Raw genomic sequence first — 24,601 nt, 5'->3', positions numbered from 1 at the left:
GTCACCCTAGGTGGATCGGATCAACCTGGACCCGGAGGGGGAGCTCGTCCTTCCGCACCACACGCGCAGTCCTCCCTCCTCTCAATGCCCTGCCGAGAGCGGTCCTCGGGCCTGCACCGAGAGGAACCCTGATGAGAATGCGCTGCGGCGGGCCGAAACGGGACTCGTCGTACTCCCCCGGCAGTGGTTTTCCGGGTGGCAGAGCAACGGGGCCGAGGATGTCTGCACCCCGGGGAAGCTGGACGAGCTCCAGGAATTCATCGAGAGTGGCCTGTGGACCATCGACTGCAGCAAGGTGTACTGCGGGAGGAAGATCAACCTCTCTACGCTGAGCCAGTTCAGTAGCTGCGGCGCCCACCAGATCCCAACGAATGAGCGACTGAACAGGTTGGAGAGCCGGATCAGCGACGATGATGACCTCCCCACCGGATTCAGCCGGTGCGACAAGGGTCGCTGCAGAGGCCCATTTCCCCAGTGTGTCTTCGGTGGCGCGGAGATCTGCGCGCCCGAGGAGTGCCCAGGCGTCGAGAATGAGACAGGCGCCGTAAGAGCCATCCCGCACCGGTGGTTCAGCACCGGGTGTGGATACAACGATCCGGGCACCCATCGGCACTTCATCGAGCACTCGGGAACCACCGGAGGTTGAGACCGGGAACTTCGGGAAGGCTCTACCGAATTCCTCTGCGGTGCGCTCCGAGCCCAGAACCACGGCCCGGAGCCGGACCGACCCGCAGTTTCCGCACCGATGATTGGCTGCTGGTCTTCCACACCACCGGCATGTCGGTACGCCCGGGACATCCGCATCGTTAGCGGGAAGTCCAACGGGTCCGTTACAGGAGCGGCATCTCGCGGGAGCTCGGCACCGGCCACAGGCGAGTGTGGGGACATAGCCTTTCCGCGGTGTCTGGATGAGCACGGGTTTATCCCGTTCGAGCGCACGGCGCACCGCCTCGAAGGCAACACCGGGGATTCGTGCGGAACGGGCCCGCGGATCCCGTTCCAACTCGATGTCACTGTCTGCGGTAGCCCGGATCCTGGGCATCCGCTGGCGAATGACCTCTCTGGGAGCGACGAGACTGTGCATCCATCCCTGCTCAACCATGAGCTGCACCTCGGCGGTCCTCGAGTGGCCGCCGAGGATGAGTGCACACCCTGTCTGCGCACTTCGGGTCGTAAGCACTTCACGCGCATGCGCATAGGGGGCACGCGGATCGATCAGGTTCTCGTCCCCGTCATGCAGAAGTACAGCGAGCCGGAGATCGGCAACCGGTGCATACGCCGCACTGCGGGTGCCTATGACCAAGCGTCCCTGCCCGTGAAGTATCGACAGAAACCGACGGTATCTCGCCTGCGGTCCCAATGCCGCATTGAGCACAGTCACCTGGCGGGCGGAAACCAGTTCACGGAGAGCGGTTTCGAGCGTATTGACGTCGCGTTGATCTGGGAGGACGACCAATGCCCCTCCCCCGGTACGGACGGTGGCGACGGTAAGAGCTGCCAATGCCCGAGCCCAATCGTCTCCGGGGGCGATCTGCCACGCGGCGCGTGCAGAACGTCCGGCAAGGACAGCGTCAACGAAACCAGGACCGTGGAGATAACTGATCCAGGGAGCCAGATCAGGTTCACTGACGGTCCCGAGTTGTTCCCATGGGGTCGAGGTGTCCGCGTTCTCCGCGGTTGCGTGACGAACAGGAACTGCGGAGCGGATCAGGTCACTCCGGACCCCGCCGTAGCGATCACAGAGAGCGTCCACCAGTTCCCGGGTTTCCTCGGGGTAGACGATCTCCGGTGAGATGACCCGTTCGAGCCAAACGAGTTCACCGCTGTGCGAACTGACGGAGGTTCTGTCGAGGACAACCGCATCGATTAACCGCCCGGAGAACCTAACCCTGACCTTCACTCCGGGGCGACAGTCTTCATCTTGTGTCGCATCGACCAAATAATCAAAGGTGCGATCCAGATGCGCGAGACCCAGGAGCGGAAGAACCCGCGCCACCGGCGCTCTCTGCGCCGGGGAACGGGATGGAGACATGCCGCTGATTGTATATCGGTATCTGGGCGCTGCATGCTCGGGGTCGGGTCAGATTCCGGCAGCCGATCGCAGCGCGTCAACCCTGTTGAGCTGTTCCCAGGGGAGATCCAGATCAGTCCGCCCGAAATGGCCGTACACCGCGGTATCCGCATAGATCGGACGGAGAAGATCGAGCTCCCGGATGATGGCGGTCGGCCGAAGATCGAAGACCTCAGCCACCGCTGCCTGAATATCAGCGTCCGACAGGCCCCCGTGTGCGGTACCGAAGGTCTCGACGTAAAGCCCGACCGGTTTCGCCCTCCCGATGGCGTAGGCGACCTGGACCTCGGCACGGTCCGCGAGTTCTGCCGCGACAATGTTCTTCGCGACCCAACGCATGGCGTAGGCACCTGAACGGTCAACCTTGCTCGGGTCCTTACCCGAGAACGCACCCCCACCGTGACGAGCCATTCCACCATAGGTGTCCACGATGATCTTCCTGCCCGTCAAACCAGCATCCCCCATCGGCCCCCCGACGACGAAGGATCCGGAGGGATTAATGAGAACGGTGAGATCAGCGTCAACATAATCTTCCAGGCCCGCCTCACGGACAACGTACTCGATCACATGGGAACGCAGTTGTTCAGCCAACCATTCTTGACTCACGTCACGGTCATGCTGCGTCGATATGACGACGGTATCGAGCCGGACGGGACGGTCATCACCGTCGTAGGCGAAGGTGACCTGCGTCTTGCCGTCAGGTCGGAGATTCGGGACAATTCCCTCTTTTCGAACCTGCGTGAGCCTCCGGGCGAGCCGGTGTGCGGTCGCGGCCGGTAGCGGCATGTATTCCGGGGTCTCGTTTGTCGCGTATCCGAACATGAGTCCCTGATCACCCGCACCACTCTGATTGTCATCATCCCCGGTGTCTCCGTTACGGACCTCGTGGGAGGTGTCGACCCCGGCACCGATCTCCTGCGACTGCTCTCCGATGGCGACCGTGACTCCACACGTGGTGCCGTCGAAACCGACTTCTGAAGAGGTGAAACCGATCTCCCGGAGTTTGTCTCGAACGAGCGCCGGGATCTCGACGTATCCGGAACACCGGACCTCACCGACAACATGCACAAGCCCCGTGGTCACAACCGTCTCGACGGCGACCCGCGAACGTGGATCAACCCTGAGCATCGCATCGAGGATCGTGTCAGAGATCGCGTCACAGATCTTGTCGGGATGCCCTTCGGTGACCGATTCGCTGGTGAATAAACGGACGGCGCTGGTGCCTACAGCCACGGTACTTCCTTCTAAACTCGTTGATTTCCTGGTTGGCGGGCTCGTTCAGTGATACGGAGGCGACTGTACTGGTAAGTCGCGGAGCGCACCGGAGTGCGGCCGCCCGGTGACGAAACCAACCTAAATATAGACCAAGCTGTCTAAAACTGCAATGGCCCCCTCAGCCGCAGGTCACAGAGAGAGACTTCGGCCACTGGCAAACGATCATCGGCCGCTGGTGATTCGCGACACGAAATCGAGAATCCGGGACGCGACCTCAAATTTCGTGCCGTCCGGCACATCCGTCGCAACACCGTCCGGTGTGATCAGCCACCCACGATTCCGGCTTCGCCCGAATACCTTCCCGGATCCGACATCGTTGCACATGAGCAGATCGCACCCTTTCCGCCTGATCTTCTGGACGGCGTGGTCCAAAGCAGTAGCCGCGTCATCACCAGTCTCAGCAGCGAAACCGACAATCACCGTATCCTCCCGCAGCTTCCCCGCCAGACGGTCTGCCACGAGTCCCGCGAGAATGTCAGGATTCTCCGTCAGCTCCAAATTCGTTAGCGCTGTAGCCCCGGTTTTTTTCAGCTTCACCGGAGCAACATCTGTCGGCCGATAGTCAGCGACCGCTGCCGCCATAATGATCACGTCGTGTACGTCGGCACGTGTGCGCACCTCCTCGTCAAGCTCCCGGGCGGACGAAACACGAACAAGTTCTGCACCACACGGCACAGGTAGTTCATCCACGGAACCCGCGACAAGAGTCACCTTCGCTCCTCGCTGCACCGCGACTTCAGCCAGCGCAAATCCCTGCCTCCCGGAGCTCCGGTTACCGAGGTAACGCACAGGATCAATATTCTCTCTCGTCCCCCCTGCGGTGATCAGGATACGGCGCCCATTCAGGTCCCGGGGCAGCTCGTTCTCAGCCAGCCGCAACAGGGCTAGGTCGATGATCTGCTGTGGTTCGGGAAGCCTGCCTGGTCCGGTGTCGGGCCCGGTAAGCCGACCATGCGCCGGCTCCAGAACTGTCACCCCCCGCGACCGGAGAATCTCGACGTTAGCCCTGGTTGCAGGGTGATTCCACATCTCGGTGTGCATCGCCGGGGCGAGGACCACCGGACAGGTCGCAACGAGACAGGTCGCGGTCAGCAGATCATCAGCCCGACCGATCGCCAGTTTTGCCATCAGGTCAGCGGTCGCAGGTGCTATCACCACCAGATCAGCGTTCTGTCCCACCCGAACATGTTGGACCTCTTCCACCCGGTCAAAGACACTCACCGCCACAGGATTCCCGGACAGCGCCTCGAATGTGGCTGCACCAACGAAGTTCAACGCAGATTCGGTGGGCACCACCCGGACGGAGTGACCCCGCTCAGTGAAGCCACGAACTACATGGCAAGCCTTATATGCGGCGATGCCACCGGTCACACCGAGCACGATATTCCGGGATACGGACGCGGGATCCGGATGTGCAGAAGGTACTGTACTGGCCACGATGTCCTTCAATCTTTACTGTTCAATCAAGATGTGCGCTGTCGATACCGGAAAACACGAGACCCCTCCTCCCTCCAGCGGAGCACTCCGGATGGTGTGAAACCTCCGGGTGTCCGTGGAAGAAGAAAGGGTGTGCGGAACAACATCGCATCGAGTCTTATTCGGAAGGCCCTGGAAGGATCAATCAGCCTTCTTCGTGGTCGAGCATTCCGCGGTTGATCTCGCGAAGTGCAACGGTCAGTGGCTTGGCGTGATGATCATCAATCAACGGACCGACGAATTCAAAAACGCCTTCATCACGCTGATGGAGGTAGCTGTTGATCTGCCGAGCTCGCTTGGCGGCGAAGATTACCAGGGCATACTTCGAGGACACCTTGTCCAGCAGCTCGTCGATCGGAGGATCGGTGATTCCGACTGGCGGATCGAATACAGCCTCAGTGGCGGAGATGTCATTGCTCACGGTTTAGCACCTTCAAAAGTCGAGGAAGAAAAATGGTTCTGGTTCGTCTGGGACCAACTACGACCCCGGACCGGTCAGTCACCGGTAAGGAGTACACGTATCTGGGCGACCGCGCGATCCACGTCATCATTGACGATCACATGATCAAATTCATCGGCCGCCGCAAGCTCATCCTTCGCTGTCTGCAGGCGACGTTCGATGACGTCGGCAGGCTCCGTACCACGACCGGTCAGGCGTTCCACCAGGGTCTCCCAAGATGGCGGCGCGAGGAAAACTGTCTGGGATTCAGGCATGATTCGAGCGATATTACGCGCACCGACCAGATCGACCTCCACAAGTACGGGACGATGGCGTTCAAGCGCCTCCCGGACGGGCCCTGCAGGGGTACCCGAGCGTTGCAGACCGCCGTGGATGTCGGCCCATTCGAGCATCCCACCAGAATCTATGGTGCGTTGAAACTCTTCAGGTGTCACGTAGAGGTAGTCACGGCCGTGGACTTCTCCGGGCCGTGGCGCACGTGTCGTCATGGAAACGGAGAAGAACAGGTCGGGGACTTCATCTCGGAGCCGATTGACCACCGTCGATTTACCGACAGCGGAAGGCCCTGCGAGTACAACCAGGTTTCCTGGAATCCGTTCACCCGACATATCGTTGACTAGTCCTCTTCGGAGAAGCCGAAACGTTCCAGAAGCGCACGGCGCTGCCGGTCACCGAGGCCACGGAGACGGCGAGTCTGAGCGATCTCCAGCTCCTCCATGATCTCCTTGGCCTTGACCTTGCCTACCTTAGGCATGGCCTCGAGCAGCGCGGAGACCTTCGTCTTACCGATGATCTCATCACTCTGCGCCTGAGCCAGCACCTCCTTCAGGTTAGTGCCACCTCGCTTCAGCTTCTCCTTCAGCTCGGCGCGCGCCTTACGGGCCTCTGCAGCCTTTGCAAGGGCATCCTTGCGCTGCTCATCGGTCAACTTGGGAAGGGCCACGGGGTTCCTCCGTTTTTCATGTTCTCGGACAGTGTCTATGGGTAGTCTCGGGTTTCGGTTCTACCAGTTCTCGCCGGTCACGACACCAAAAATCTCAACAGTGTCAGCCAGCGAACTTGGAACAGTCTAACACTAGTGCCCCAAAGTCCAAGGTCGAGGCCGAAAGCAGGCTCTCCCTGCCATCGGAAAAGCCCTTGACCAGTATTTTCGATGGACATTCAGAGACCATCAACGACCGAAGCTGAGAGCCTGCTGCATACAGGCTTTCCGCAGGTCATCAACGTTCGGCCCCGCGCGGAGAATGCCGCGCGAAACACTGGCGAACGCCAACGGCTCAACGCCTTGGGTGAGTAAGGCCACATCGCCCGGTCCGGCTCCCTGCGCACCGACACCAGGAAGCAGGACTGGACCACCGAGTTGCTCGAGCGAGGGCGGACCGGTCACCGTCGCCCCCACCACGACACCGCAGGGGCCGTATCCACCGGCAGTCACAAACGGTTCATTCCGAACCGCGCAGGAGTCGACGACATACTGTGCGACCGACGTGCCGTCAGCCTGTTCGGCATGTTGCACCTCCCGTCCTTCCGGATTGGAGGTGGCAGCGAGCACGAACACCCCCTTACCGTTCTCCACGGCCAGGGACACGGCGGGGTCCAGCGAACCGAACCCGAGGTACGGGGAGACTGTCACCGCGTCGACGGCGAGTGGCGAGTCGTCGTGGAGCCAGGCGTCGGCGTATGCCGACATCGTGGATCCGATGTCTCCCCGTTTCGCATCCGCGAGCACGAGACATCCGGCCTCGCGGAGCGTGAGAATCGTCTCCTCCAGCACCGCGTAGCCCGCACTGCCGTAACGCTCGAAGAAGGCCACTTGGGGCTTGACCAGTGCAGCGGTGTCCGCGAAGGCGTCCACGCAGATCCGAGCGAAGTCACCTAGGCCGGACGGGTCAGCCGACAGCCCCCAGTCACGGAGCAAACCCGGGTGCGGGTCGATGCCGACGCACAGTCGGCCCCGGTCGGCGCCCGCCGCGGCGAGCCGGTCCCCGAAGGAGGGGGTCACGGTGCCGCTCATTCCTTCTCCCGGACCATGTCGACGGCGTGATCGAGCTGCTGGAGCGCACGCACGGTGAGCTCGCCAGAGCGCATGGCCTCGATGCCCTGGACAGCCGCAGTGACGCCCTGGACGGTGGTCACCAGCGGCACTCCGACCGAAACCGCGGACGAACGGATGTCGTATCCGTCATGCCGCGCACCGGCGGAACCGGCGGGTGTGTTGAGGATGAGATCAATGTCGCCGCCAAGGATCCGGTCGACAACGGAGATCTTGTCGTCCCCCTGCTTGACATCGGAGTGCTTGTACACAACCTCGCACTCGATTCCGTTGCGGCGCAGCATCTGTGCCGTACCGGAAGTGGCCAGAATTCTGAACCCGAGGGTGGCCAGGCGCTGGATCGGGAAGATCAGGGTCCGCTTGTCCCGGTTGGCGACGGAGACGAAGACCGTGCCCTCGGTCGGCAGACCACCGTAGGCACCATCCTCGGCCTTGGCGTAGGCGGCACCGAAGTTGTCCGCCAGGCCCATGACCTCACCGGTGGACTTCATCTCCGGAGACAGCAGGCTGTCGAGCAGCGATCCGTCCGCGCGGCGGAAGCGGTTGAACGGCAGGACCGCCTCCTTGACCGCGATCGGCGCATCGAGCGGCAGTGAACCGCCGTCGTGGCTGGTCGGGATCATGCCCTCCTCCCTGAGTTCGGCGAGCGTCGCGCCGAGGGAGATTCGGGCCGCCGCCTTGGCGAGCGGAACACCGGTCGCCTTGGACACGAACGGCACGGTGCGGGAGGCGCGGGGGTTGGCCTCGATGACGTAGAGGATGTCGTCCTTCAGGGCGTACTGGACGTTCATCAGGCCGCGGACACCGATCCCGTGTGCCAGCTTGACCGTGGACTCGCGGACCTTGGCGATGTCCTCCGGGCCGAGGGTCATCGGGGGCAGCGCGCACGCGGAGTCACCGGAGTGGATGCCCGCCTCCTCGATGTGCTCCATCACACCGGCGAGATAGACCTCATCGCCGTCGCAGAGGGCATCGACGTCGATCTCGATGGCGTTGTCCAGGAAACGGTCGACGAGTACGGGGTGGTCGGTGGTGATCTCGGTGGCGCGATCGATGTAGTCGGACAGCGACTGCTCGTCGTAGACGATCTCCATTCCGCGTCCGCCGAGTACATAGCTCGGGCGAACGAGAACCGGGTAGCCGATCTCCTCGGCCACGGCTCGAGCTTCCCGGAAGGAGGTTGCGGTGCCAAAGGCCGGGGCCGGGAGCTTCGCCTTGCGCAGGACCTCTCCGAACTCGCCGCGGTCCTCGGCAAGGTCGATAGCCTCGGGGCTGGTGCCAACGACGGGAACTCCGGCATCGCGCAGTTTCTCCGCCAACCCCAGCGGGGTCTGGCCGCCGAGCTGGACGATGACGCCCGCGACGGTGCCGGACTGCGTCTCGGCGTGATAGACCTCCATGACGTCCTCGAAGGTCAGCGGCTCGAAGTAGAGACGGTCGGCGGTGTCGTAATCGGTGGAGACGGTCTCCGGGTTGCAGTTGATCATGACGGTCTCGTATCCGACGCGGGACAGTTCGAGCGCGGCGTGCACGCAGGAGTAATCGAACTCGATGCCCTGGCCGATCCGGTTCGGGCCGGACCCGAGGATGATAACCTTCTCCCGTTCGGTCTGGGGGGCGACCTCGGATTCTGCGGCCGGGTCGAGCTCGTAGGCCGAGTAGTGGTACGGGGTATTCGCCTCGAACTCCGCGGCGCAGGTGTCGACCGTCTTGAAGACGGGCCGGACGCCGAGGGACCAGCGCAGCCGACGGACTCCGTCCTCACCCGCGAGTTCCGGGCGCAGTGCCGCGATCTGCAGATCGGACAGCCCGTACCATTTCGCGGTGCGCAACAGTTCCTCGGTGAGCACCGGTGCGTTCTCGAGGGTGGCACGGAAGTCAACGAGTGCCTGCAGCTCACCGAGGAACCAGGGGTCAATGCCGCTGGCCTCGTGCACCTGATCAACCGTGGCGCCGAGTCGGAGAGCGAGCTCCGCATCATAGATGCGTCCTTCGGTCGGACGCTGGAGGTCGGCGAGCACCGCGTCAATGTCGGTGGCACGATCACCGGCGAAAAACTCGTCGGGTTTCGTCCAGAACCCGGTCTGCTTGGTCTCCAACGAACGCATGACCTTGCCGAGGGCTGCGATGTAGTTGCGGCCCAGGGACATCGCCTCACCGACGGACTTCATGGTCGTGGTGAGGGTGTCGTCGGCACCGGGGAACTTCTCGAAGGCGAAGCGGGGTGCCTTGACCACAACGTAGTCGAGGGTCGGTTCGAAGGCCGCCGGGGTGACGCCGGTGATGTCATTGGTGATCTCGTCGAGGGTGTAGCCGATGGCGAGCTTCGCGGCGATCTTCGCGATCGGGAAACCGGTCGCCTTCGAGGCCAGCGCCGAGGAGCGAGAGACGCGGGGGTTCATCTCGATGGTGATCAAACGGCCGTTGTCCGGGTTGATGGCGAACTGGATGTTGCAGCCACCGGTATCGACGCCAACCTCGCGGAGAATCGCGAAACCCTGGTCACGCATGATCTGAAACTCACGGTCGGTGAGCGTCATGGAGGGCGCGACGGTGACGGAGTCTCCGGTGTGGACGCCGAGGGCGTCGACGTTCTCGATGGAGCAGACGACGACGCAGTTGTCGTTGGCATCACGCATGAGTTCGAGCTCGAATTCCTTCCATCCGAGGATGGACTCCTCGATGAGGACGTTCGCCTCCGGGCTGGCGGCCAGTCCCCCACCGGCGATCCGCTCGAGATCCTCGTCAGTGTAGGCGAGACCACTGCCGAGGCCGCCCATGGTGAAGGACGGCCGGACGACGACGGGCAGGCCGAGTTCGGCGACGGTCTCCCGGACCTCGTCCATATTGTGGCAGACCCGCGAGCGGGCGGATTCGCCGCCGATACGCTCGACGATGTCCTTGAACTTCTGCCGGTCCTCGCCGCGTTCGATCGCGTCGATGTCCGCACCGATCAGTTCGACGTCGTACTTTTCGAGGCTGCCGCGGCGGTCGAGGGCGATGGCGGCGTTCAGTGCGGTCTGTCCGCCGAGGGTGGCGAGGACGGCGTCGACGGGGTGACCGGCAGCGCGTTCCGCCTCGAAGATCTTCTCGATGTACTCGGGCCGGATCGGCTCGACGTAGGTGTGGTCGGCAAACTCGGGATCGGTCATGATCGTCGCCGGGTTGGAGTTGATGAGGGTGACCCGCAGGCCCTCCTCCTTCAGGACCCGGCATGCCTGGGTGCCGGAGTAGTCGAACTCGCAGGCCTGTCCGATAACGATCGGCCCGGAGCCGATGACTAGGACGTGGTTGATGTCACTACGTTTGGGCATGGTTCTTAACCTTCCGTCGAGGTGCTGTGGGCGGACATGAGCTCGACGAAACGGTCGAACAAGGGATTGGCGTCGTGGGGGCCGGCAGCAGCCTCCGGGTGGTACTGCACGGAATACGCCAGTCCGTTGACGAGTGCTACTCCCTCGACGACATCGTCGTTGAGGCAGGTGTGGGTCACCCTCGCGGGGCCGAAGTCGGTGTCGAATTCGACGCCCGCCTCCCCCTTGAGCGCGAAGCCGTGATTCTGGGCAGTGATCTCGACGGTTCCGGTGGCGTGGTCGAGTACCGGGACGTTGATGCCGCGGTGGCCGAACTTGAGTTTGTAGGTCTCCATTCCGAGGGCGCGACCGAGGATCTGGTTGCCGAAGCAGATCCCGAAGAACGGGATCTTCGCGGCCAGGACATCGCGGACCGCCGCGACCATGGCGTCGGCGGTCGCAGGGTCGCCTGGACCGTTTGAGACGAAGACTCCATCCGGAGAGTAGGACGCGATGGTCTCGAAATCCGTGCCGGCCGGAACGATTACGGTACGGATTCCACGGGAGGAGAAGTTACGGGGGGTGTTCGTCTTGATACCCATGTCGAAGGCAACGACGGTGAAGCGGTGTTCACCATCCGGTTCAACGGTGTAGGGCTCGGTGCAACTAACCTCACCGGCGAGGTCCGCACCAACCATGGAAGGCTGGGCGTTGACGATACGGACGAGCTCCTCTGTGTCACACTGTGCATCAATACCGCTGAACACCCCCGCTGCCATGGAGCCGTGGTTGCGGAGATGGCGCACGAGTGCCCGCGTGTCGACGCCCCGGATACCGATGATCCCCTGTTCCGTCATCTCCTCGGCGAGAGTCCGCTCCGCACGCCAGTTGGAAACACGGTGTGCGAGGTCACGGACAACGAGGCCTGCAACCCAGATCCGGTCACCGCGGGATTCGCCGTCCTCGTCGTTCCATCCGGTGTTACCGATCTGTGGCGCTGCTGCGACAACGATCTGCCGGTGGTAGGACGGATCGGTCATCGTCTCCTGGTAACCGGTCATCCCGGTGCTGAAGACAGCCTCGCCGAGAGTGGTGCCAGTGGCCCCGAAGCCGAAGCCCCGGTAGATGCGGCCATCAGCGAGAACGAGAACTGCAGGGATATCGGACCGCTTGGTGTCGACGGGGTCGCTCACGGGGCCGCCTTTCGGGGGTCTGGGATGAGAATCGGTTTTATTCATTGTGTTGTATTATATGCAATCTTGTCGTGGGGTGGACCCGTTCAGTTCCGGGGTGCGGCAGATGTGCCGTCTTCGCAGGTGACCCGGCCCCGGAGAACCGTGGCCCGAACCTGGGTGGAAAACTCACGCCCCTCATAGGGGGTGTTCTCCGCCTTCGACGCCATCTCGGTACCCCTGGCGGTCCACCGACAATCCGGGTCGACGACGCACAGGTTGGCGGGTTCCCCTACTGCGATCGGACGACCGTGACCGGGAAGTCGGGTGATCTCGGCGGGACGTTCGCTCATCACCTTCGCCACCCAGCGCCAGTCTGCGAGACCGGTCTCGACAAAGAGCTGGGCGATAATGGCCAGCGAGGTCTCGAGGCCGAGCATGCCGGGGCGGGCGTTCTCGAACTCGCAGCATTTCTCCTCGGACCCGTGGGGGGCGTGGTCGGTCGACACACAGTCGATGATTCCGTCGAGGAGCGCCTGTCGAAGGACGTGGGTGTCACTGTCCTCGCGCAGCGGCGGGTTCACCCGGTACCGCCCGTCGTAGGAGGTGAGGCACTCATCAGTCAGCAGAAGATGATGCGGCGTGACCTCGGAGGTCAGCGGGATACCGTGCTCACGAGCCCAGGTGAGTAGCTCAACCGTGCCCGCGGTCGACGCGTGGCAGATGTGCACGCGCCCGCCGTAGTCGCGGGCGAGCAGCGCATCCCGGATCACGATGGACTCTTCGGCGGCGCGGGGCCAGCCCCGAAGGCCCAGCTCTGCGGCGACCTCTCCCTCGTGTGCCACGGCACCGGCGGTCAACCGCGGATCCTCGCAGTGCTGGGCCAGCAGCACATCGGTGCCGCGGGCGTACTCGAGAGCCCGGCGCATGATCAGCGGGTCGGAGACACACATGCCATCGTCGGAGAACATCCGAACCTTCGCCGCGGAATCGGCCATCAAGCCGAACTCGGTGATCTCCTTGCCCGACAGTCCTTTGGTGATGGAGCCGACCGGATGGACATCACAGAGGCCGATGTCCTGGCCCTTGAACCAGACGGATTCGGCGATGATCGGCTGGTCCATGACCGGGTTCGTGTTGGCCATGGTGAACACGGCGGTGAAACCGCCCTTCGCCGCGGCAGCGGAGCCGGTGACGATCGTCTCGGTGTCCTCGCGGCCTGGTTCCCGCAGATGCACGTGCATGTCGACGAGTCCGGGCAGGAGAACACCCCCGGCGCCGTCTATACGCCGGTCGGCGGAGGTGTCTGCGGGAGCGTCTAATGAGGTGATGACACCATCTGTCACGAGTACGTTGACCGGCGCGCCCTCGCCGTAGGGGCGGACGTCGGAGATGAGGAGAGTACCCGGTTCCACGGGTGCGAGGGCACCGGTGGCGGGCCAGTCAGAGGTCTTGGTTGCAGTCATGGAAATCACGCGTCCTGGAGAAGTCTTTGAGGGTTGTGGGTGAGTCGATAGTCAGCCGGCGAGCAGGGTGAACAGCACAGCCATCCGGAGATGGACACCATTGGACACCTGCTGCAGAACCGCCGTCTGCGGTGCGTCAGCGACGCTGTAATTGATCTCCATGCCACGCAGCATCGGCCCAGGATGCATGACGATGCAGTCTTCCTTCAGCCGGGCAAGCCGGTCCTTCGACAGCCCATACCGGTTCGCGTATTCCCGGTGCGAGGGGAAGAATCCACCGAGCATGCGCTCCTGCTGGACACGGAGCATCATCACGACGTCTGCGTCAGCGATCTCATCGTCCATCGACCACGCGGTCCGGACCGGCCAGTTCTCCACACCTGTAGGCAGGAGCGTCGGCGGCGCAACGAGCACAACCTCGGCCCCCAGGGTCGACAACAGGTCGACATTGGAGCGGACGACACGGGAGTGGAGACAGTCCCCCACCAACACCACTTTCCTGCCCTCAACAGAACCGAGCCGCTGCCGGATGGTGACGGCGTCAAGGAGTGCCTGGGTCGGATGCTGGTGCGCACCGTCGCCGGCGTTGATGACGCTCGGGCCGTCGCCACCGGGCGCAACCCACTGGGCGAGCTGCTGGGGGGCGCCCGACGACGGATGGCGGATGATCAGTGCGTCTGCACCGATAGCCTTCAGGGTCAAACCCGTGTCCTTCAGCGACTCACCCTTCTTCACCGAGGACGATGATGCGGAGATGTTTATGACATCCGCACTCATCCATTTGCCGGCGGTCTCGAACGACGAACGGGTGCGGGTCGAGTTCTCGTAGAAGACCGTGAAGATAGTCCGACCGCGGAGCGTGGGGAGCTTCTTCACTTCCCGGCCCTCAAGCGCCTCCCGGAACCTGTCGGCCTCATCCATCAGACCGATGATCTGGTCGCGGTCGAGGTCCTTGATACTGAGCAGATGTTTCATGGAATCCCTCACACCCCGTCGGGGCGGGTCAGCACGACGGCGTCACGGCCATCGATGTCTTCGAGAAGGACGTCGACGTCCTCGGAACGGGAAGTCGGGAGATTCTTCCCGACATAATCAGCCCGAATGGGCAACTGACGGTGACCCCGGTCCACGAGAACCGCCAACTGAATGACCTCCGGACGACCCAGATCACGCAGCGCATCGAGTGCAGCGCGAATCGTGCGCCCGGAGTAAAGGACATCATCGACGAGAACAACCGTCGCCCCGTCAATTCCACCGGCAGGTACATCGGTGGGTTGCAGTGCCCGGTGACCACGAGAACGCAGATCATCCCGGTAAAGGGTGATATCGAGTGAACCGCAGGAGACCTCGACCCCGGAGAATTCCACTATCTTGCGTTTCAGACGCCGTGCGAGGGGCACACCCCCCGATGGGATGCCCAATAGAATGACCCTGCCGGACTCCACAGAGTCGAGGGCCGTCTTCTCAATGATCTGGTGCGCGATGCGCGCGACCGTCCGACCGACATCGTCCGCTGACAGCAGCTCCGTCGTAACCGGTTGATCGTGTCCGCTCATCGTGACCTCCTTTCCCGCCTCACGGTGCGGTTCCTTAAAGGATGCCTATGCTTGAACTACGATCACTACCCTAGCACCACCGGAACCATGGAGAAACGAACCTCCGCAGACCCCACCCGTCCGGCGGTGAAACTGATGACGGGAGCGCCAGCATGAGCCTGACCACGAGCCACTTCGTACCCTTCGACAGGGAGCGGGTCTGGGACTGGCACACACGCGCCGGTGCCGTCATGCGACTCTCTCCCCCTTTCGTCCCCATGACCCCGCTGAAGCAGGCAGCACGGCTATCAGACGGAACCACGATCTTCAGCCTCCCAGCCGGTCTCAAATGGGTTGCGCGGCATGACTTGTCCGGATACCGACGCGGACATCGTTTCACGGATGTCTGCGTCTCCGCGCCCCTTCGTTCCCTTGCAAACTGGAGACACATCCATACCTTCACCGATGCCCCCGGTGGAACCGTGATCACTGATGCCGTGTCGACCCGCGTACCCGGGTCCGCTCTCACGGGGCTATTCGCTTACCGGCAGCACCAGCTCTTCGAGGACCTCAAGTTTCTCGACCGGATGAACGCCTTCATCTCACCCGAGAACCGGGCCCCGAACGGAGACCCCCGTCCCCTCACCATCGCCGTAACCGGTTCAGGGGGCACCGTCGGTAAAGCGCTCTGCGCCCAACTCGGCACTGCCGGGCATACCGTCGTCAGGCTGCATCGCAGTGCCGATTCCGGAGTCGGCAGGCACTGGAATCCCAGTGACCCCGATCCACACCTCCTCGACGGAGTGGATGTCCTTGTCCACCTCGCAGGCGAACCTCTTCTCGGTCGATTCACGGAGGGGCACAAGAGGGCCATCCGGGAATCCCGGACTGGCCCAACCAACTATCTGGCGAAACTCGTCGCCACATCCCCCACCTGCAGTACCATGGTCTGCTCCTCCGCGATCGGTTTCTACGGACATGACCGGGGAAACGAGATCCTGACCGAGGCATCCGAGAGCGGCGACGGATTCCTCGCGGATGTATGCCGTGACTGGGAGCGCGCCTGCCAACCGGCCGTCGACGCCGGAAAACGGGTAGTGAATGTCCGTACGGGTATCGCACTGGCCGGTACCGGTGGGGTTCTCCCCCTGCTCAAGGTGCTCTTTTCCGCCGGTCTCGGCGGCAAATTCGGGGACGGGTCCATCTGGTTTAGCTGGATAGCCCTCGACGACCTGACCGATATCTACTTCCGAGCGATCGTTGACCGCGCGCTCTCCGGTCCCGTCAACGCCACCGCCCGCAACCCCGTCCGCAACGTGGAGATGACCGCAGCGCTGGCCAGCGAACTAAATCGTCCGGCATTCCTCCAGATCCCCGCCCTCGGACCGAAACTGCTATTGGGCAGTGAAGGAGCCGAGCAGATCGCTCTGGCGAACCAAAGGGTCGCACCCACGATCCTGAACGCACTCGACCACACGTTCCGATACCCGACGATCAACAGGGCACTCGCCCATGAACTCGGAGCAGAGGAGCTTCTCGGTTCCACAGGATCAAGCCCCTCGGTGTGACTGCCGACGAGGCATGCAGCGGGATCCCCGTACCGACTCCCGGTAGGATCTCGGAAAGCACACATGGCGCACCTGAGCGCCCTGGAACACACTTCACAGCTACCCGAGGAGCTCTGCACGGCAGTGACCGACAAAGACAACATCCCGACACCGGTTGACCTCGATCGTGTCGCTGAAATTCTGGACGGTGAAGGCCTCAAATGGCTCCGGGAGGAGGAATCTCCTGACGTCCTCCGTACCGGTTTCCCCAACGCAGCATTCGGGTTCTTCATCCGGGACGACAAGATCCTCGCGGACGCCATGTGGCGCGCTACACCACCCCGGGAACGTGCCCCGGAACTGCTCGCGGCGGTCAACGAGTGGAACCTGACCCAGATCACTCCGATACTGCACTTCTCCGAAACTCCCGACGGAGCACTCTCCATTTATGCGCACAGACGCCTGTTGGCCGGTCACGGCGCGACCCGGAATCAGATCGGTGCATTCACCATGTCGACCCTGGAACTTACGGTCAACTGTTTCAACTGGCTGGGCACCCAATTCCCCGACCTCGTCACCTGGCAGGAGCACAACCATGAGCAGTGAGAACTCAACCGGCGTCAACCCATTGGCTGGAACATCCGCAGAAGTCGGGCACGTGGATTTCGATGACGTACGCACCGTCATGCGCAACTTCGGAGTCGAACTAACCATGTCTGATGAAACGACGATCGCGGGAGCGAATCTCAACGGTATCCAGGCCACTTTCGCGATCATCGGTGGAGGGGTACTCCTCATCCGTGCTGATGTGCCCACCGGTACTGTCCCTTCCGCAGGCGACCCGACACTGTTTCTCGCAGCCAACCAATTCAACGTGTACAGCTACGACGTGAAAGCGGCGGTCGTGGACCGAACCGACGAGCTCATCCTCCGGACCGAGAGTGAAACCCTCCTCGCAGCCGGAATGACCGAACCACAGCTCACCGCCGCGATCCGGTCCGGGGTGGACGGAATCCTCGGTGGACAGCAAGTACTGTCCGAGATCACCGCCACTCTCCGTGGTGCAACTGAAGGCTGGAACACACGACAGGCCTGACCACGCACCCATTCTCCCTCCCCGAACAGTATCTTCCCGAAGGCCCCAGATAACCGTGCATCCGATTCTCTCGACCGTTTCCAAAACCCTTATCGCCGACGGACATAGCCCGACAAACGGTGACGGCATGATCACCGTGGAGACCAAGGCATGGGTCCTCACCTTCACGGTGTCCGACAAAAACAGCCTGATCGCCTCCGGTATGTGGAAGAAGCTGACCGCGATGGAGAATTCCGCACCTGTCATCGACCTGATCCAGGCCTGGTATACACGAGGATGGGATCTACCGTCCGCAGGCTACAACACCGACATTGCACCGGGACACATCGTCCTCGTCTCATCCGCCGCTCTAATGTGCGCGGACCGGATCGATGAGGGAATCCTGTCCGCATTCACGCTTCACACACTCCATGGCACGCGCAGGCTCATGGAATACGCTGCACGCTCCCTACCCGACGGAGAAGAAGCAGCAGTGACCGCATTCGACGCCATTCCACAGAACGATGAGGCGGGTGCCTCCGCTCCGGGTATATCGCCCTCTGAACTGCATGCGGTGCTGTCCGGTCTCGATGACATCGCCGTCGGCATCACACACGGTAGCGCGCGCCGTGGACCGGTCATATATACGATGAAATCCGCCGATCACTCCCCGTGGTACAAGATAGAAGCCAGGTGGCGGACCGGCCTTCCGGGCGATGACGTCGATCTTCTGACCATGACACTGCACATCTGCAACGAGTTCACGGTCTCAGCGGCCGGACCTGTCATGGATTTCGTCACCTCACAGGGGGAAGTCGTGCTCAAAGCAACGGCACTGGTTTTCTGCCCGGGACGACTCGACCCCGAAGTTCTCTCCGAGACACTCGACCGAAAAATCCGGTGGATGCAGACTGGACTCCATCACGTTTCCGACCGCCTCCGGGCCCCCTCGGTCTGCCCACTCCCCTGATCCGTCAGTGCCTTCTCATGGAATGCAAAGTCTCGTCATCTGGATAGCATCCATAACCCCGATCCTGCTCACTCGGCTACCCCCTCATTACCGCCCACGATTCCGGATAAACACAAACGACCCCCGAACCCACTTAATCTGGGGTTCAGGGGCCCTACGGTGATTCAACACGCGTCAGTGAATCTACTCATCACCGCTATCGGCACGGCCATCCGTAGATTCAACGGTCTCTTCCACTGCAGAGTAAACATGCCCAACCAGATGGTCGAGTTCAGGATCGGGATCGAGGAAATCCGGAGCCTCAGGTTCCGGTTCATTCACCCGAAGTGAGTCAAGATTCCCCGCGATCGAATCGAGTACCGCATTGACGTAGGCCTGCGCAGTCTCAGAGGAGTAATCACCCGTGAGACGCACAGCTTCATCGATAGCGGTGATCGGCGGTACCTCGGGATTGCAGAGCATCTCCCAAACTGCGACCCTCAGAATCGCACGCTCGACGGCAGGTAGACGTCCAAAGGTCCAATCTTCCACGAGATACCTGGCGATCGTCGCATCAACACGATCCAGCTCGTACGCGGTTCCTTCCACGATACGCCTGGTGTAATCGGCGATCGGCGCCACGTCAGGATGCGGAAGCCGCGACAGTTCCACGCGATCCTCGACGATCGCGATCGGATCCACGTCGCGCGCCTCCGCCTCGAAAAGAATATCGACGGCACGCCGCCGTGCCCGGAAACGGGCGCCGCGGCTCTTATGGGATGTCCGCCGTCTGGAATTGGGGTGTTTTCCTGTGTCAGTCACTGCCGAAGTGGTCCCGACGCCTAGTTGTTCACTCGTGAGAGGTAGGAACCGTTCCGGGTGTCCACCTTGAGCACGTTACCGGTCTCAATGAACAGCGGGACCTGGATCTCCGCACCGCTCTCGAGAGTTGCCGGCTTCGTGCCTCCGGTCGAACGGTCTCCCTGAAGCCCCGGATCAGTGTGCTCAACCTTCAGTTCCACGGAGATCGGCAGCTCCACGAAAAGCGGCTCGCCCTCATGGAAAGAAACCTGGACCGTCATGTTCTCAAGGAGGAACTTCGCGCCGTCACCCATGAGATGTTCTCCGACCTCCAACTGCTCGAAAGTCTTCGCATCCATCAGGACGTAGGACGTACCGTCATGGTAGAGGTAGGTCATGTCACGTCGGTCAACCGTCGCAGTCTCGACCTTGACCCCGGCGTTGAAGGTCTTATCCACAACCTTGCCCGAGACGACGTCCTTGAGCTTCGTCCGCACGAAAGCCGGACCTTTGCCCGGCTTGACGTGCTGGAACTCAATGATCTGCTGCAGCTTGTTGTCGATCTTGAGCACAAGACCGTTCTTGAAGTCGGCGGTGGTTGCCACGCGTTGCTCTCCCTCGGATATCACGATGCGGGGATCGGGCCGGATAATCCGGACTCCCGCTGGTACGGCGTATCAGCTTACATTACGCCTCCGCATGGATCACCTGCAGGTCCTTCGGTAGTTGGGTGATCACCTGCGGCGCACCGGCTGTGATGATGAGTGTGTCCTCAATCCGGACACCACCCTGACCGGGGATGTAGATGCCCGGCTCAATCGTCAACGTCATCCCTTCACGAAGTTCCCCGGCACCGGTCACAGCGGCAGATGGCGGTTCGTGAACATCCAGCCCGATACCGTGTCCAGTCGAGTGCACGAAGTAGTCTCCGTACCCTGCGGCTTCGATGATGCTGCGGCAGGCTGCATCAACCTCTCGGAGAGGAGTACCCGGTGTCGCAGCTTCCACACCAGCCGCCTGCGCACGCTGGACCAGACGGTAGATCCCCTCGGTGAAGTCCGTGGTGTGATCCATGATGAAGGTTCGGGTACAGTCCGAGTTGAACCCCCTGTCATGCGCACCAAAATCTATGGTCACCAGATCTCCGGATTCAATCACCCGATCCCCCGCGCCATGGTGGGGTTTCGCTGAGTTTGGACCAGAGGCGACGATGGTATCGAAGCTGACCCGCTCCGCTCCAAGCATCCGCATCCGATATTCCAGATCCGCCGCCACCTGGCGTTCGGTACGCCCCACGGCGAGTTCACCGGAGTCGAGCACCTGCTGCAGTGCTGTGGACGCCAGGTCCGCGACAGCGGTGAGCCGTTCCAGCTCAAGCTGGTCCTTGATCAGACGGAGATCCTCGATGAGTCCGGTGACGGGGACGAGCTTCACATCTTCGCCACACGCTTCTACCAGTTTGTCAAACTGTGCGACCGTAACATGTGCAGCCTCAAAACCGACACGACGCGGTCCTTCGATCTCGCGGAGCAGCTCCGCTGCGACATCACGCGACACGAGGCAGTCAATGTCCGGCACTTCCTCGGCGATCTGTGTGATGTAGCGACCATCGGTGGCAATTCTGGCAGATAGATCCTTGGAGAGCAGCAGTGCTCCGTTCGAACCGGAAAAACCTGAAAGATAACGCACGTGCGTGAGGTGCGTCACCAGAATTGAATCTATCCGCTGTCCGGCCAGTGTGGCCGCGAGTGCGCGTCGACGGTTGGAGAAACGAGTATCAGCGAAAAAAGTCACAAGCTCACCGTACTTTCGAGAAGGAATCGGAATCGGTCGGAGGGCCGTCGGGGTAATTACCCGAGCGCAACCCGCCACCATGAATTTCTTTTTGTTCAGGGTAACCCGTCGACACCATCCAGTGTTTGCGGCGGTACCGGAAATCCCGTAAGGAGGGGTGGTGATGGGGCATTCCCGCAGTCTCTACTTCCTGTAAAGCACAGTTCACCGGGGTGTACGACGGTATAGCTACCGGGTCCAAGGACCACCCCGTCAGTCGACGGCAGCTAATTTGCGCAGAGCAAAACCATATCCGTCAGTTCCTAGACCGGCAATGACCCCGCGCGCAATCGGTGAGAGATAGGAATGGTGCCGGAACGACTCCCGGGCATGCACGTTTGAGATATGAACCTCGATGAAACCTGCCCCATCTGCAATTTCAGCGAGAGCATCGCGGAGCGCCACAGAGGTATGAGTCAATCCTCCAGGGTTGATTATGACCGCGCGGCCAGCTTCTGCAGATTCATGGATCCAGTCGATGAGCTGGCCCTCCCAGTTCGACTGACGGCAGCGCACAGAAACGCCCAGACTCTCCGCGAGTGCCGTGAGTTCCTGTTCGACGTCCGCGAGCGTAGTCGAACCGTAGATCTCCGGCTGGCGTTTTCCGAGTCGGTCAAGGTTTGGACCGTTGTACACGTCAATGGTGCGCATGGCATCGATACTATTCGATGATCGCGTCGTAGGCGGCACGGAGGGAGTCAATCGACGGCCCCTCGATCCGCGTTGTTCGCCCAACCCCTGTCAAGGCCACAAAACGGATCTTCCCGTCGCGGTTCTTCTTGTCACGAGTCATCCCCGCGTAAAGTTCATCAAAACAGCCAGCGGTGTATGTGGTCGGTAGTCCGACGGAATTGAGAATCCGACGGTGCTTCTCGACGAGGGCATCATCCATGTGTCCCTCCCGCGCAGAAAGCTCGGCGACAAACATCATGCCCACCGCCACAGCACGTCCGTGGCGCCAGACGAAGTTCTCCCGGAGTTCAACGGCATGTCCAAAAGTATGGCCGTAATTGAGGATCTCCCGGAGTCCGGACTCCTGCAGATCCTCGGACACGACACGTGCCTTGACCGCAACGGATCGGGCAATCAGCTCAGGCAAATACCCTTCCGGGAGCAGACACGCGCCCGGGTCGGCTTCGTAGAGAGCGAGGATCGCCGGATCCGCGATGAACCCGGTCTTGATGATCTCGGCGCTCCCCGCGACTATCTCATCTTCCGGAAGGGTGGACAGGCGTTCCAAATCAATGAAGACGGCCGCAGGCTCATGGAAGCAACCCACCAGATTCTTACCTGTTGAGGTATTGATCCCGGTCTTTCCCCCTACAGCGGCATCGACCATCGCGAGTAGTGTGGTCGGAACCTGAATGACGGCGATTCCACGCATCCATGTGGCGGCGATGAAACCGGCGAGATCTGTTGCAGCTCCCCCACCAAGCCCGATCACCACGTCCCGACGTCCGATTCCGCCGCGGCCGAGAGCATCCCAACAGTCACCGGCGCTATCAAGTGTTTTTCCGGCTTCCGCATCGGGGATCACGTGCCGGATGACCTCCAGCCCCGTGAGTACCAACTCCCGCTCCAAGCCATCTGCGATTCCCCGCAATGCATCTTGATGGAGAACCGCGACCTTGCGCACCCCGGGTAACGCCGAAACAAAGCTGGCGATCGACGCATCCAGGCGGTGTCCGATCCTGACGGTGTACGGTGCAGGACCGTTGACGGCGATCGTTGATTCAAAATTACCGGGTGTACTCACGGTGAAGCCTTTCGGGTTCGGTGGATAGTCCTGTAACACGGTTCCGGACGGCAGCCAGGGCGGACTATGCCTCGGAGTCCAGATAGCCAAGAACGTCCGCGACCACCTGTTGAGGCGTCCGTTCATCAGTCCTTGCGCGGAAACTCGCCACCTCGCGGTAGAATTCCCGTCGGTTCTCGAGCAGTTCGGTGTAACGGGCAACGGCGTCCGCACCGTCTAGGACCGGACGGTTACTGCCTTCCGTACGACGTACACCTTCTTCAGGCGAAACATCGAGCCAGATGACCTCGTGCCGACTCAACAGTTCCCGCGTGGAACGGTGTACGACGGCTCCGCCACCGAGACTGACCACTCCGTTGTGTGTGAGCGCGGATTCAACGATTCGTGCCTCCAGTTCCCGAAAGGCAGCCTCACCGAGTGCGGCGTACACATCTCCGCACGGCTTACCCTGCGCCTCTTCGATCATCTCGTCGGTATCAACCACCGTGGTGTTCAGCGCACTGGCCAGCCGACGACCGATGGTGGATTTCCCGGCACCAGGAGGTCCGACGAGAATAACACGGGGATTGGACATCAGTTATCGAACTCCAGACGCTCGGCGACACGACGAAGATAGCTGTCAATGTTACGGGATGTCTCGTTCAGGCTGTCCCCTCCGAACTTCGAGAGAACCGCCCGCGCCAGAACCAGGGCGACCATGGCCTCCGCGACGACCCCTGCCGCTGGAACGGCGCAGACATCGCTACGTTGGTGAATTGCGCTCGCTGCTTCACCACTCGTCATGTCGATTGTCTTCAATGCTCGGGGAACAGTCGAGATCGGTTTCATCGCAGCCCTGACCACCAACGGCTGTCCGTTGGTCATTCCACCTTCGAGCCCACCGGCCCGGTTCGTGGTACGGGTGACACCATCGGGGGTCCTGATCATCTCATCGTGCGCGGCGGTACCGCGCCGACGTGCTTCGGCGAAACCATCGCCGATCTCCACTCCTTTGATGGCCTGGATACCCATGACTGCAGCGGCAAGCTGGGCATCCAAACGGTCTTCACCTGAAATATGGCTCCCGAGACCGATCGGTAGCCCGTGCACGACAACCTCGACGACTCCTCCAAGTGTGTCACCGGATTTCTTGGCGGCCTCGATTTCCGCGATCATCGACTCCTCAGCCACGGCGTTGAACGCCCTTACCGGGGATTCATCGATAGCATTGATATCACTGAACTCGGGGACCGGTGCATCCTCGACCACCGTCGATGCACCGATGGAGATAACGTGCGAGAGAACCTCCACGCCGAGGGCCTCACGGAGGAAGCTACGGGCGAGTGTCGCAGCCGCCACTCGTGCCGCGGTCTCCCGCGCGGATGCCCGTTCCAGGACAGGGCGAGCCTCATCAAAATCATACTTGAGCATCCCGGCGAAATCCGCGTGCCCGGGGCGGGGGCGGGTCAGTCGGGCTCCCCGTCCGGAATTCATTGCCTGAACGACTCCGTCATCATCAAGGTTCACCGGATCTGCGGACATGATCGTCGTCCATTTCGGCCATTCTGTGTTCCCAATCATGATGGCGACCGGACCACCGATGGTCCGTCCGTGCCGAACCCCGGTGAGCATAGTCACCTCGTCGGCCTCAAACTTCATCCGGGCACCACGTCCGTAACCGAGTCTCCGACGCGCGAGTTGGGTGGAGATTTGATCGGTCGTCAGCGGAACACCCGATGGCATGTGCTCAACCATCGCTATGAGAGCCTGGCCATGAGATTCGCCTGCTGTAGTCCATCGAAGCATGTGCTCATTGTTCCATGCCGGTACTTCAATGGGACAGCAGGGTCCCTGAAGCAT

At 61.7% G+C, this 24,601-nt stretch carries 23 protein-coding genes; 4 read left to right on the top strand and 19 right to left on the bottom strand.

The window, feature by feature from the left end; translation table 11 throughout:
• Position 1 precedes the first annotated feature (1 nt).
• From QWU43_RS03455 to pyrR, 12 genes are all read right to left on the bottom strand, one after another.
• The gene (locus tag QWU43_RS03455; protein ID WP_370917117.1) at positions 2–2,032 is read right to left on the bottom strand and encodes a primosomal protein N'; all 2,031 of its coding nucleotides are present in this window, start codon (positions 2,030–2,032) and stop codon (positions 2–4) included.
• A 48-nt stretch (positions 2,033–2,080) separates the two neighbouring features.
• A complete protein-coding gene (gene metK, locus QWU43_RS03450) occupies positions 2,081–3,304 on the bottom strand; it encodes a methionine adenosyltransferase (protein ID WP_370914112.1) in 1,224 nt (407 codons plus the stop codon).
• 204 nt (positions 3,305–3,508) lie between these two features.
• Positions 3,509–4,783, bottom strand: a complete 1,275-nt coding sequence (coaBC, locus tag QWU43_RS03445) for a bifunctional phosphopantothenoylcysteine decarboxylase/phosphopantothenate--cysteine ligase CoaBC (protein ID WP_370914111.1) — start codon at positions 4,781–4,783, stop codon at positions 3,509–3,511.
• Between the two features lie 184 nt (positions 4,784–4,967).
• Entirely contained in the window at positions 4,968–5,243 is a 276-nt protein-coding gene (gene rpoZ, locus QWU43_RS03440; protein WP_370914110.1) for a DNA-directed RNA polymerase subunit omega, read from the bottom strand.
• A gap of 74 nt (positions 5,244–5,317) precedes the next feature.
• Positions 5,318–5,890: a guanylate kinase gene (gene gmk, locus QWU43_RS03435; RefSeq protein ID WP_370914109.1), complete on the bottom strand. Its 573-nt coding sequence runs from the start codon at positions 5,888–5,890 to the stop codon at positions 5,318–5,320.
• 8 nt (positions 5,891–5,898) lie between these two features.
• Positions 5,899–6,225, bottom strand: a complete 327-nt coding sequence (mihF, locus tag QWU43_RS03430; RefSeq protein ID WP_198735979.1) for an integration host factor, actinobacterial type — start codon at positions 6,223–6,225, stop codon at positions 5,899–5,901.
• Positions 6,226–6,453: 228 nt separating this feature from the next.
• The gene (gene pyrF / locus QWU43_RS03425; protein WP_370917205.1) at positions 6,454–7,284 is read right to left on the bottom strand and encodes an orotidine-5'-phosphate decarboxylase; all 831 of its coding nucleotides are present in this window, start codon (positions 7,282–7,284) and stop codon (positions 6,454–6,456) included.
• Between the two features lie 8 nt (positions 7,285–7,292).
• A complete protein-coding gene (carB, locus tag QWU43_RS03420; RefSeq protein ID WP_370917116.1) occupies positions 7,293–10,649 on the bottom strand; it encodes a carbamoyl-phosphate synthase large subunit in 3,357 nt (1,118 codons plus the stop codon).
• A 5-nt stretch (positions 10,650–10,654) separates the two neighbouring features.
• Complete coding sequence (gene carA / locus QWU43_RS03415) at positions 10,655–11,821, bottom strand: glutamine-hydrolyzing carbamoyl-phosphate synthase small subunit (RefSeq protein ID WP_370914107.1); 1,167 nt, start codon at positions 11,819–11,821, stop codon at positions 10,655–10,657.
• 86 nt (positions 11,822–11,907) lie between these two features.
• Entirely contained in the window at positions 11,908–13,266 is a 1,359-nt protein-coding gene (locus QWU43_RS03410) for a dihydroorotase (RefSeq protein WP_370917115.1), read from the bottom strand.
• A 51-nt stretch (positions 13,267–13,317) separates the two neighbouring features.
• Positions 13,318–14,241 carry an aspartate carbamoyltransferase catalytic subunit gene (locus QWU43_RS03405; RefSeq protein ID WP_370917114.1) on the bottom strand — a complete coding sequence of 308 codons (924 nt, stop codon included), beginning with the start codon at positions 14,239–14,241 and terminating at the stop codon, positions 13,318–13,320.
• Positions 14,242–14,249: 8 nt separating this feature from the next.
• Entirely contained in the window at positions 14,250–14,822 is a 573-nt protein-coding gene (gene pyrR, locus QWU43_RS03400; protein WP_370914104.1) for a bifunctional pyr operon transcriptional regulator/uracil phosphoribosyltransferase PyrR, read from the bottom strand.
• A gap of 152 nt (positions 14,823–14,974) precedes the next feature.
• On the opposite strand from pyrR, the gene QWU43_RS03395 reads away from it, so the two are divergent.
• From QWU43_RS03395 to QWU43_RS03380, 4 genes are all read left to right on the top strand, one after another.
• Positions 14,975–16,369 carry a TIGR01777 family oxidoreductase gene (locus QWU43_RS03395; protein WP_370917113.1) on the top strand — a complete coding sequence of 465 codons (1,395 nt, stop codon included), beginning with the start codon at positions 14,975–14,977 and terminating at the stop codon, positions 16,367–16,369.
• Between the two features lie 63 nt (positions 16,370–16,432).
• Entirely contained in the window at positions 16,433–16,954 is a 522-nt protein-coding gene (locus QWU43_RS03390) for a YbjN domain-containing protein (RefSeq protein ID WP_370917112.1), read from the top strand.
• Positions 16,944–17,444 (top strand): YbjN domain-containing protein, encoded by a 501-nt coding sequence (locus tag QWU43_RS03385; protein ID WP_370917111.1) that lies wholly within the window; start codon positions 16,944–16,946, stop codon positions 17,442–17,444. The genes QWU43_RS03390 and QWU43_RS03385 overlap by 11 nt, the downstream gene beginning before the upstream one ends.
• 55 nt (positions 17,445–17,499) lie before the next feature.
• Positions 17,500–18,393, top strand: coding sequence for a hypothetical protein (locus QWU43_RS03380; protein WP_370917110.1), 894 nt, complete (start codon positions 17,500–17,502; stop codon positions 18,391–18,393).
• Positions 18,394–18,576: 183 nt separating this feature from the next.
• On the opposite strand, the gene nusB is transcribed toward QWU43_RS03380, so the two are convergent.
• From nusB to aroC, 7 genes are all read right to left on the bottom strand, one after another.
• Positions 18,577–19,194: a transcription antitermination factor NusB gene (gene nusB / locus QWU43_RS03375; RefSeq protein WP_370914099.1), complete on the bottom strand. Its 618-nt coding sequence runs from the start codon at positions 19,192–19,194 to the stop codon at positions 18,577–18,579.
• Between the two features lie 20 nt (positions 19,195–19,214).
• Positions 19,215–19,778, bottom strand: coding sequence for an elongation factor P (efp, locus tag QWU43_RS03370; RefSeq protein ID WP_370914098.1), 564 nt, complete (start codon positions 19,776–19,778; stop codon positions 19,215–19,217).
• 82 nt (positions 19,779–19,860) lie between these two features.
• Positions 19,861–20,967: a M24 family metallopeptidase gene (locus QWU43_RS03365; protein ID WP_370914097.1), complete on the bottom strand. Its 1,107-nt coding sequence runs from the start codon at positions 20,965–20,967 to the stop codon at positions 19,861–19,863.
• Between the two features lie 252 nt (positions 20,968–21,219).
• Positions 21,220–21,657: a type II 3-dehydroquinate dehydratase gene (gene aroQ, locus QWU43_RS03360; RefSeq protein ID WP_370914096.1), complete on the bottom strand. Its 438-nt coding sequence runs from the start codon at positions 21,655–21,657 to the stop codon at positions 21,220–21,222.
• A gap of 10 nt (positions 21,658–21,667) precedes the next feature.
• Complete coding sequence (gene aroB, locus QWU43_RS03355; protein WP_370914095.1) at positions 21,668–22,762, bottom strand: 3-dehydroquinate synthase; 1,095 nt, start codon at positions 22,760–22,762, stop codon at positions 21,668–21,670.
• 64 nt (positions 22,763–22,826) lie between these two features.
• Positions 22,827–23,336: a shikimate kinase gene (locus QWU43_RS03350; protein WP_370914094.1), complete on the bottom strand. Its 510-nt coding sequence runs from the start codon at positions 23,334–23,336 to the stop codon at positions 22,827–22,829.
• The gene (gene aroC, locus QWU43_RS03345) at positions 23,336–24,547 is read right to left on the bottom strand and encodes a chorismate synthase (RefSeq protein ID WP_370917109.1); all 1,212 of its coding nucleotides are present in this window, start codon (positions 24,545–24,547) and stop codon (positions 23,336–23,338) included. The genes QWU43_RS03350 and aroC overlap by 1 nt, the downstream gene beginning before the upstream one ends.
• Positions 24,548–24,601 lie beyond the last annotated feature (54 nt).

It is taken from the genome of Corynebacterium sp. CCM 9204, assembly GCF_041357695.1.
Lineage (GTDB): Bacteria > Actinomycetota > Actinomycetes > Mycobacteriales > Mycobacteriaceae > Corynebacterium.
Note: the sequence above shows the minus strand (reverse complement) of the source record. Positions and strands in the feature narration are given on the sequence as shown.

What these genes read in the sequence shown, in the direction of transcription:
- QWU43_RS03455 (WP_370917117.1), bottom strand. Translation starts at nt 2,032, where the DNA reads ATGTCTCCATCCCGTTCCCCGGCGCAGAGAGCGCCGGTGGCGCGGGTT.
- gmk (WP_370914109.1), bottom strand. Translation starts at nt 5,890, where the DNA reads ATGTCGGGTGAACGGATTCCAGGAAACCTGGTTGTACTCGCAGGGCCT.
- carB (WP_370917116.1), bottom strand. Translation starts at nt 10,649, where the DNA reads ATGCCCAAACGTAGTGACATCAACCACGTCCTAGTCATCGGCTCCGGG.
- QWU43_RS03410 (WP_370917115.1), bottom strand. Translation starts at nt 13,266, where the DNA reads ATGACTGCAACCAAGACCTCTGACTGGCCCGCCACCGGTGCCCTCGCA.
- QWU43_RS03405 (WP_370917114.1), bottom strand. Translation starts at nt 14,241, where the DNA reads ATGAAACATCTGCTCAGTATCAAGGACCTCGACCGCGACCAGATCATC.
- pyrR (WP_370914104.1), bottom strand. Translation starts at nt 14,822, where the DNA reads ATGAGCGGACACGATCAACCGGTTACGACGGAGCTGCTGTCAGCGGAC.
- QWU43_RS03395 (WP_370917113.1), top strand. Translation starts at nt 14,975, where the DNA reads ATGAGCCTGACCACGAGCCACTTCGTACCCTTCGACAGGGAGCGGGTC.
- QWU43_RS03390 (WP_370917112.1), top strand. Translation starts at nt 16,433, where the DNA reads ATGGCGCACCTGAGCGCCCTGGAACACACTTCACAGCTACCCGAGGAG.
- QWU43_RS03385 (WP_370917111.1), top strand. Translation starts at nt 16,944, where the DNA reads ATGAGCAGTGAGAACTCAACCGGCGTCAACCCATTGGCTGGAACATCC.
- aroQ (WP_370914096.1), bottom strand. Translation starts at nt 21,657, where the DNA reads ATGCGCACCATTGACGTGTACAACGGTCCAAACCTTGACCGACTCGGA.
- QWU43_RS03350 (WP_370914094.1), bottom strand. Translation starts at nt 23,336, where the DNA reads ATGTCCAATCCCCGTGTTATTCTCGTCGGACCTCCTGGTGCCGGGAAA.
- aroC (WP_370917109.1), bottom strand. Translation starts at nt 24,547, where the DNA reads ATGCTTCGATGGACTACAGCAGGCGAATCTCATGGCCAGGCTCTCATA.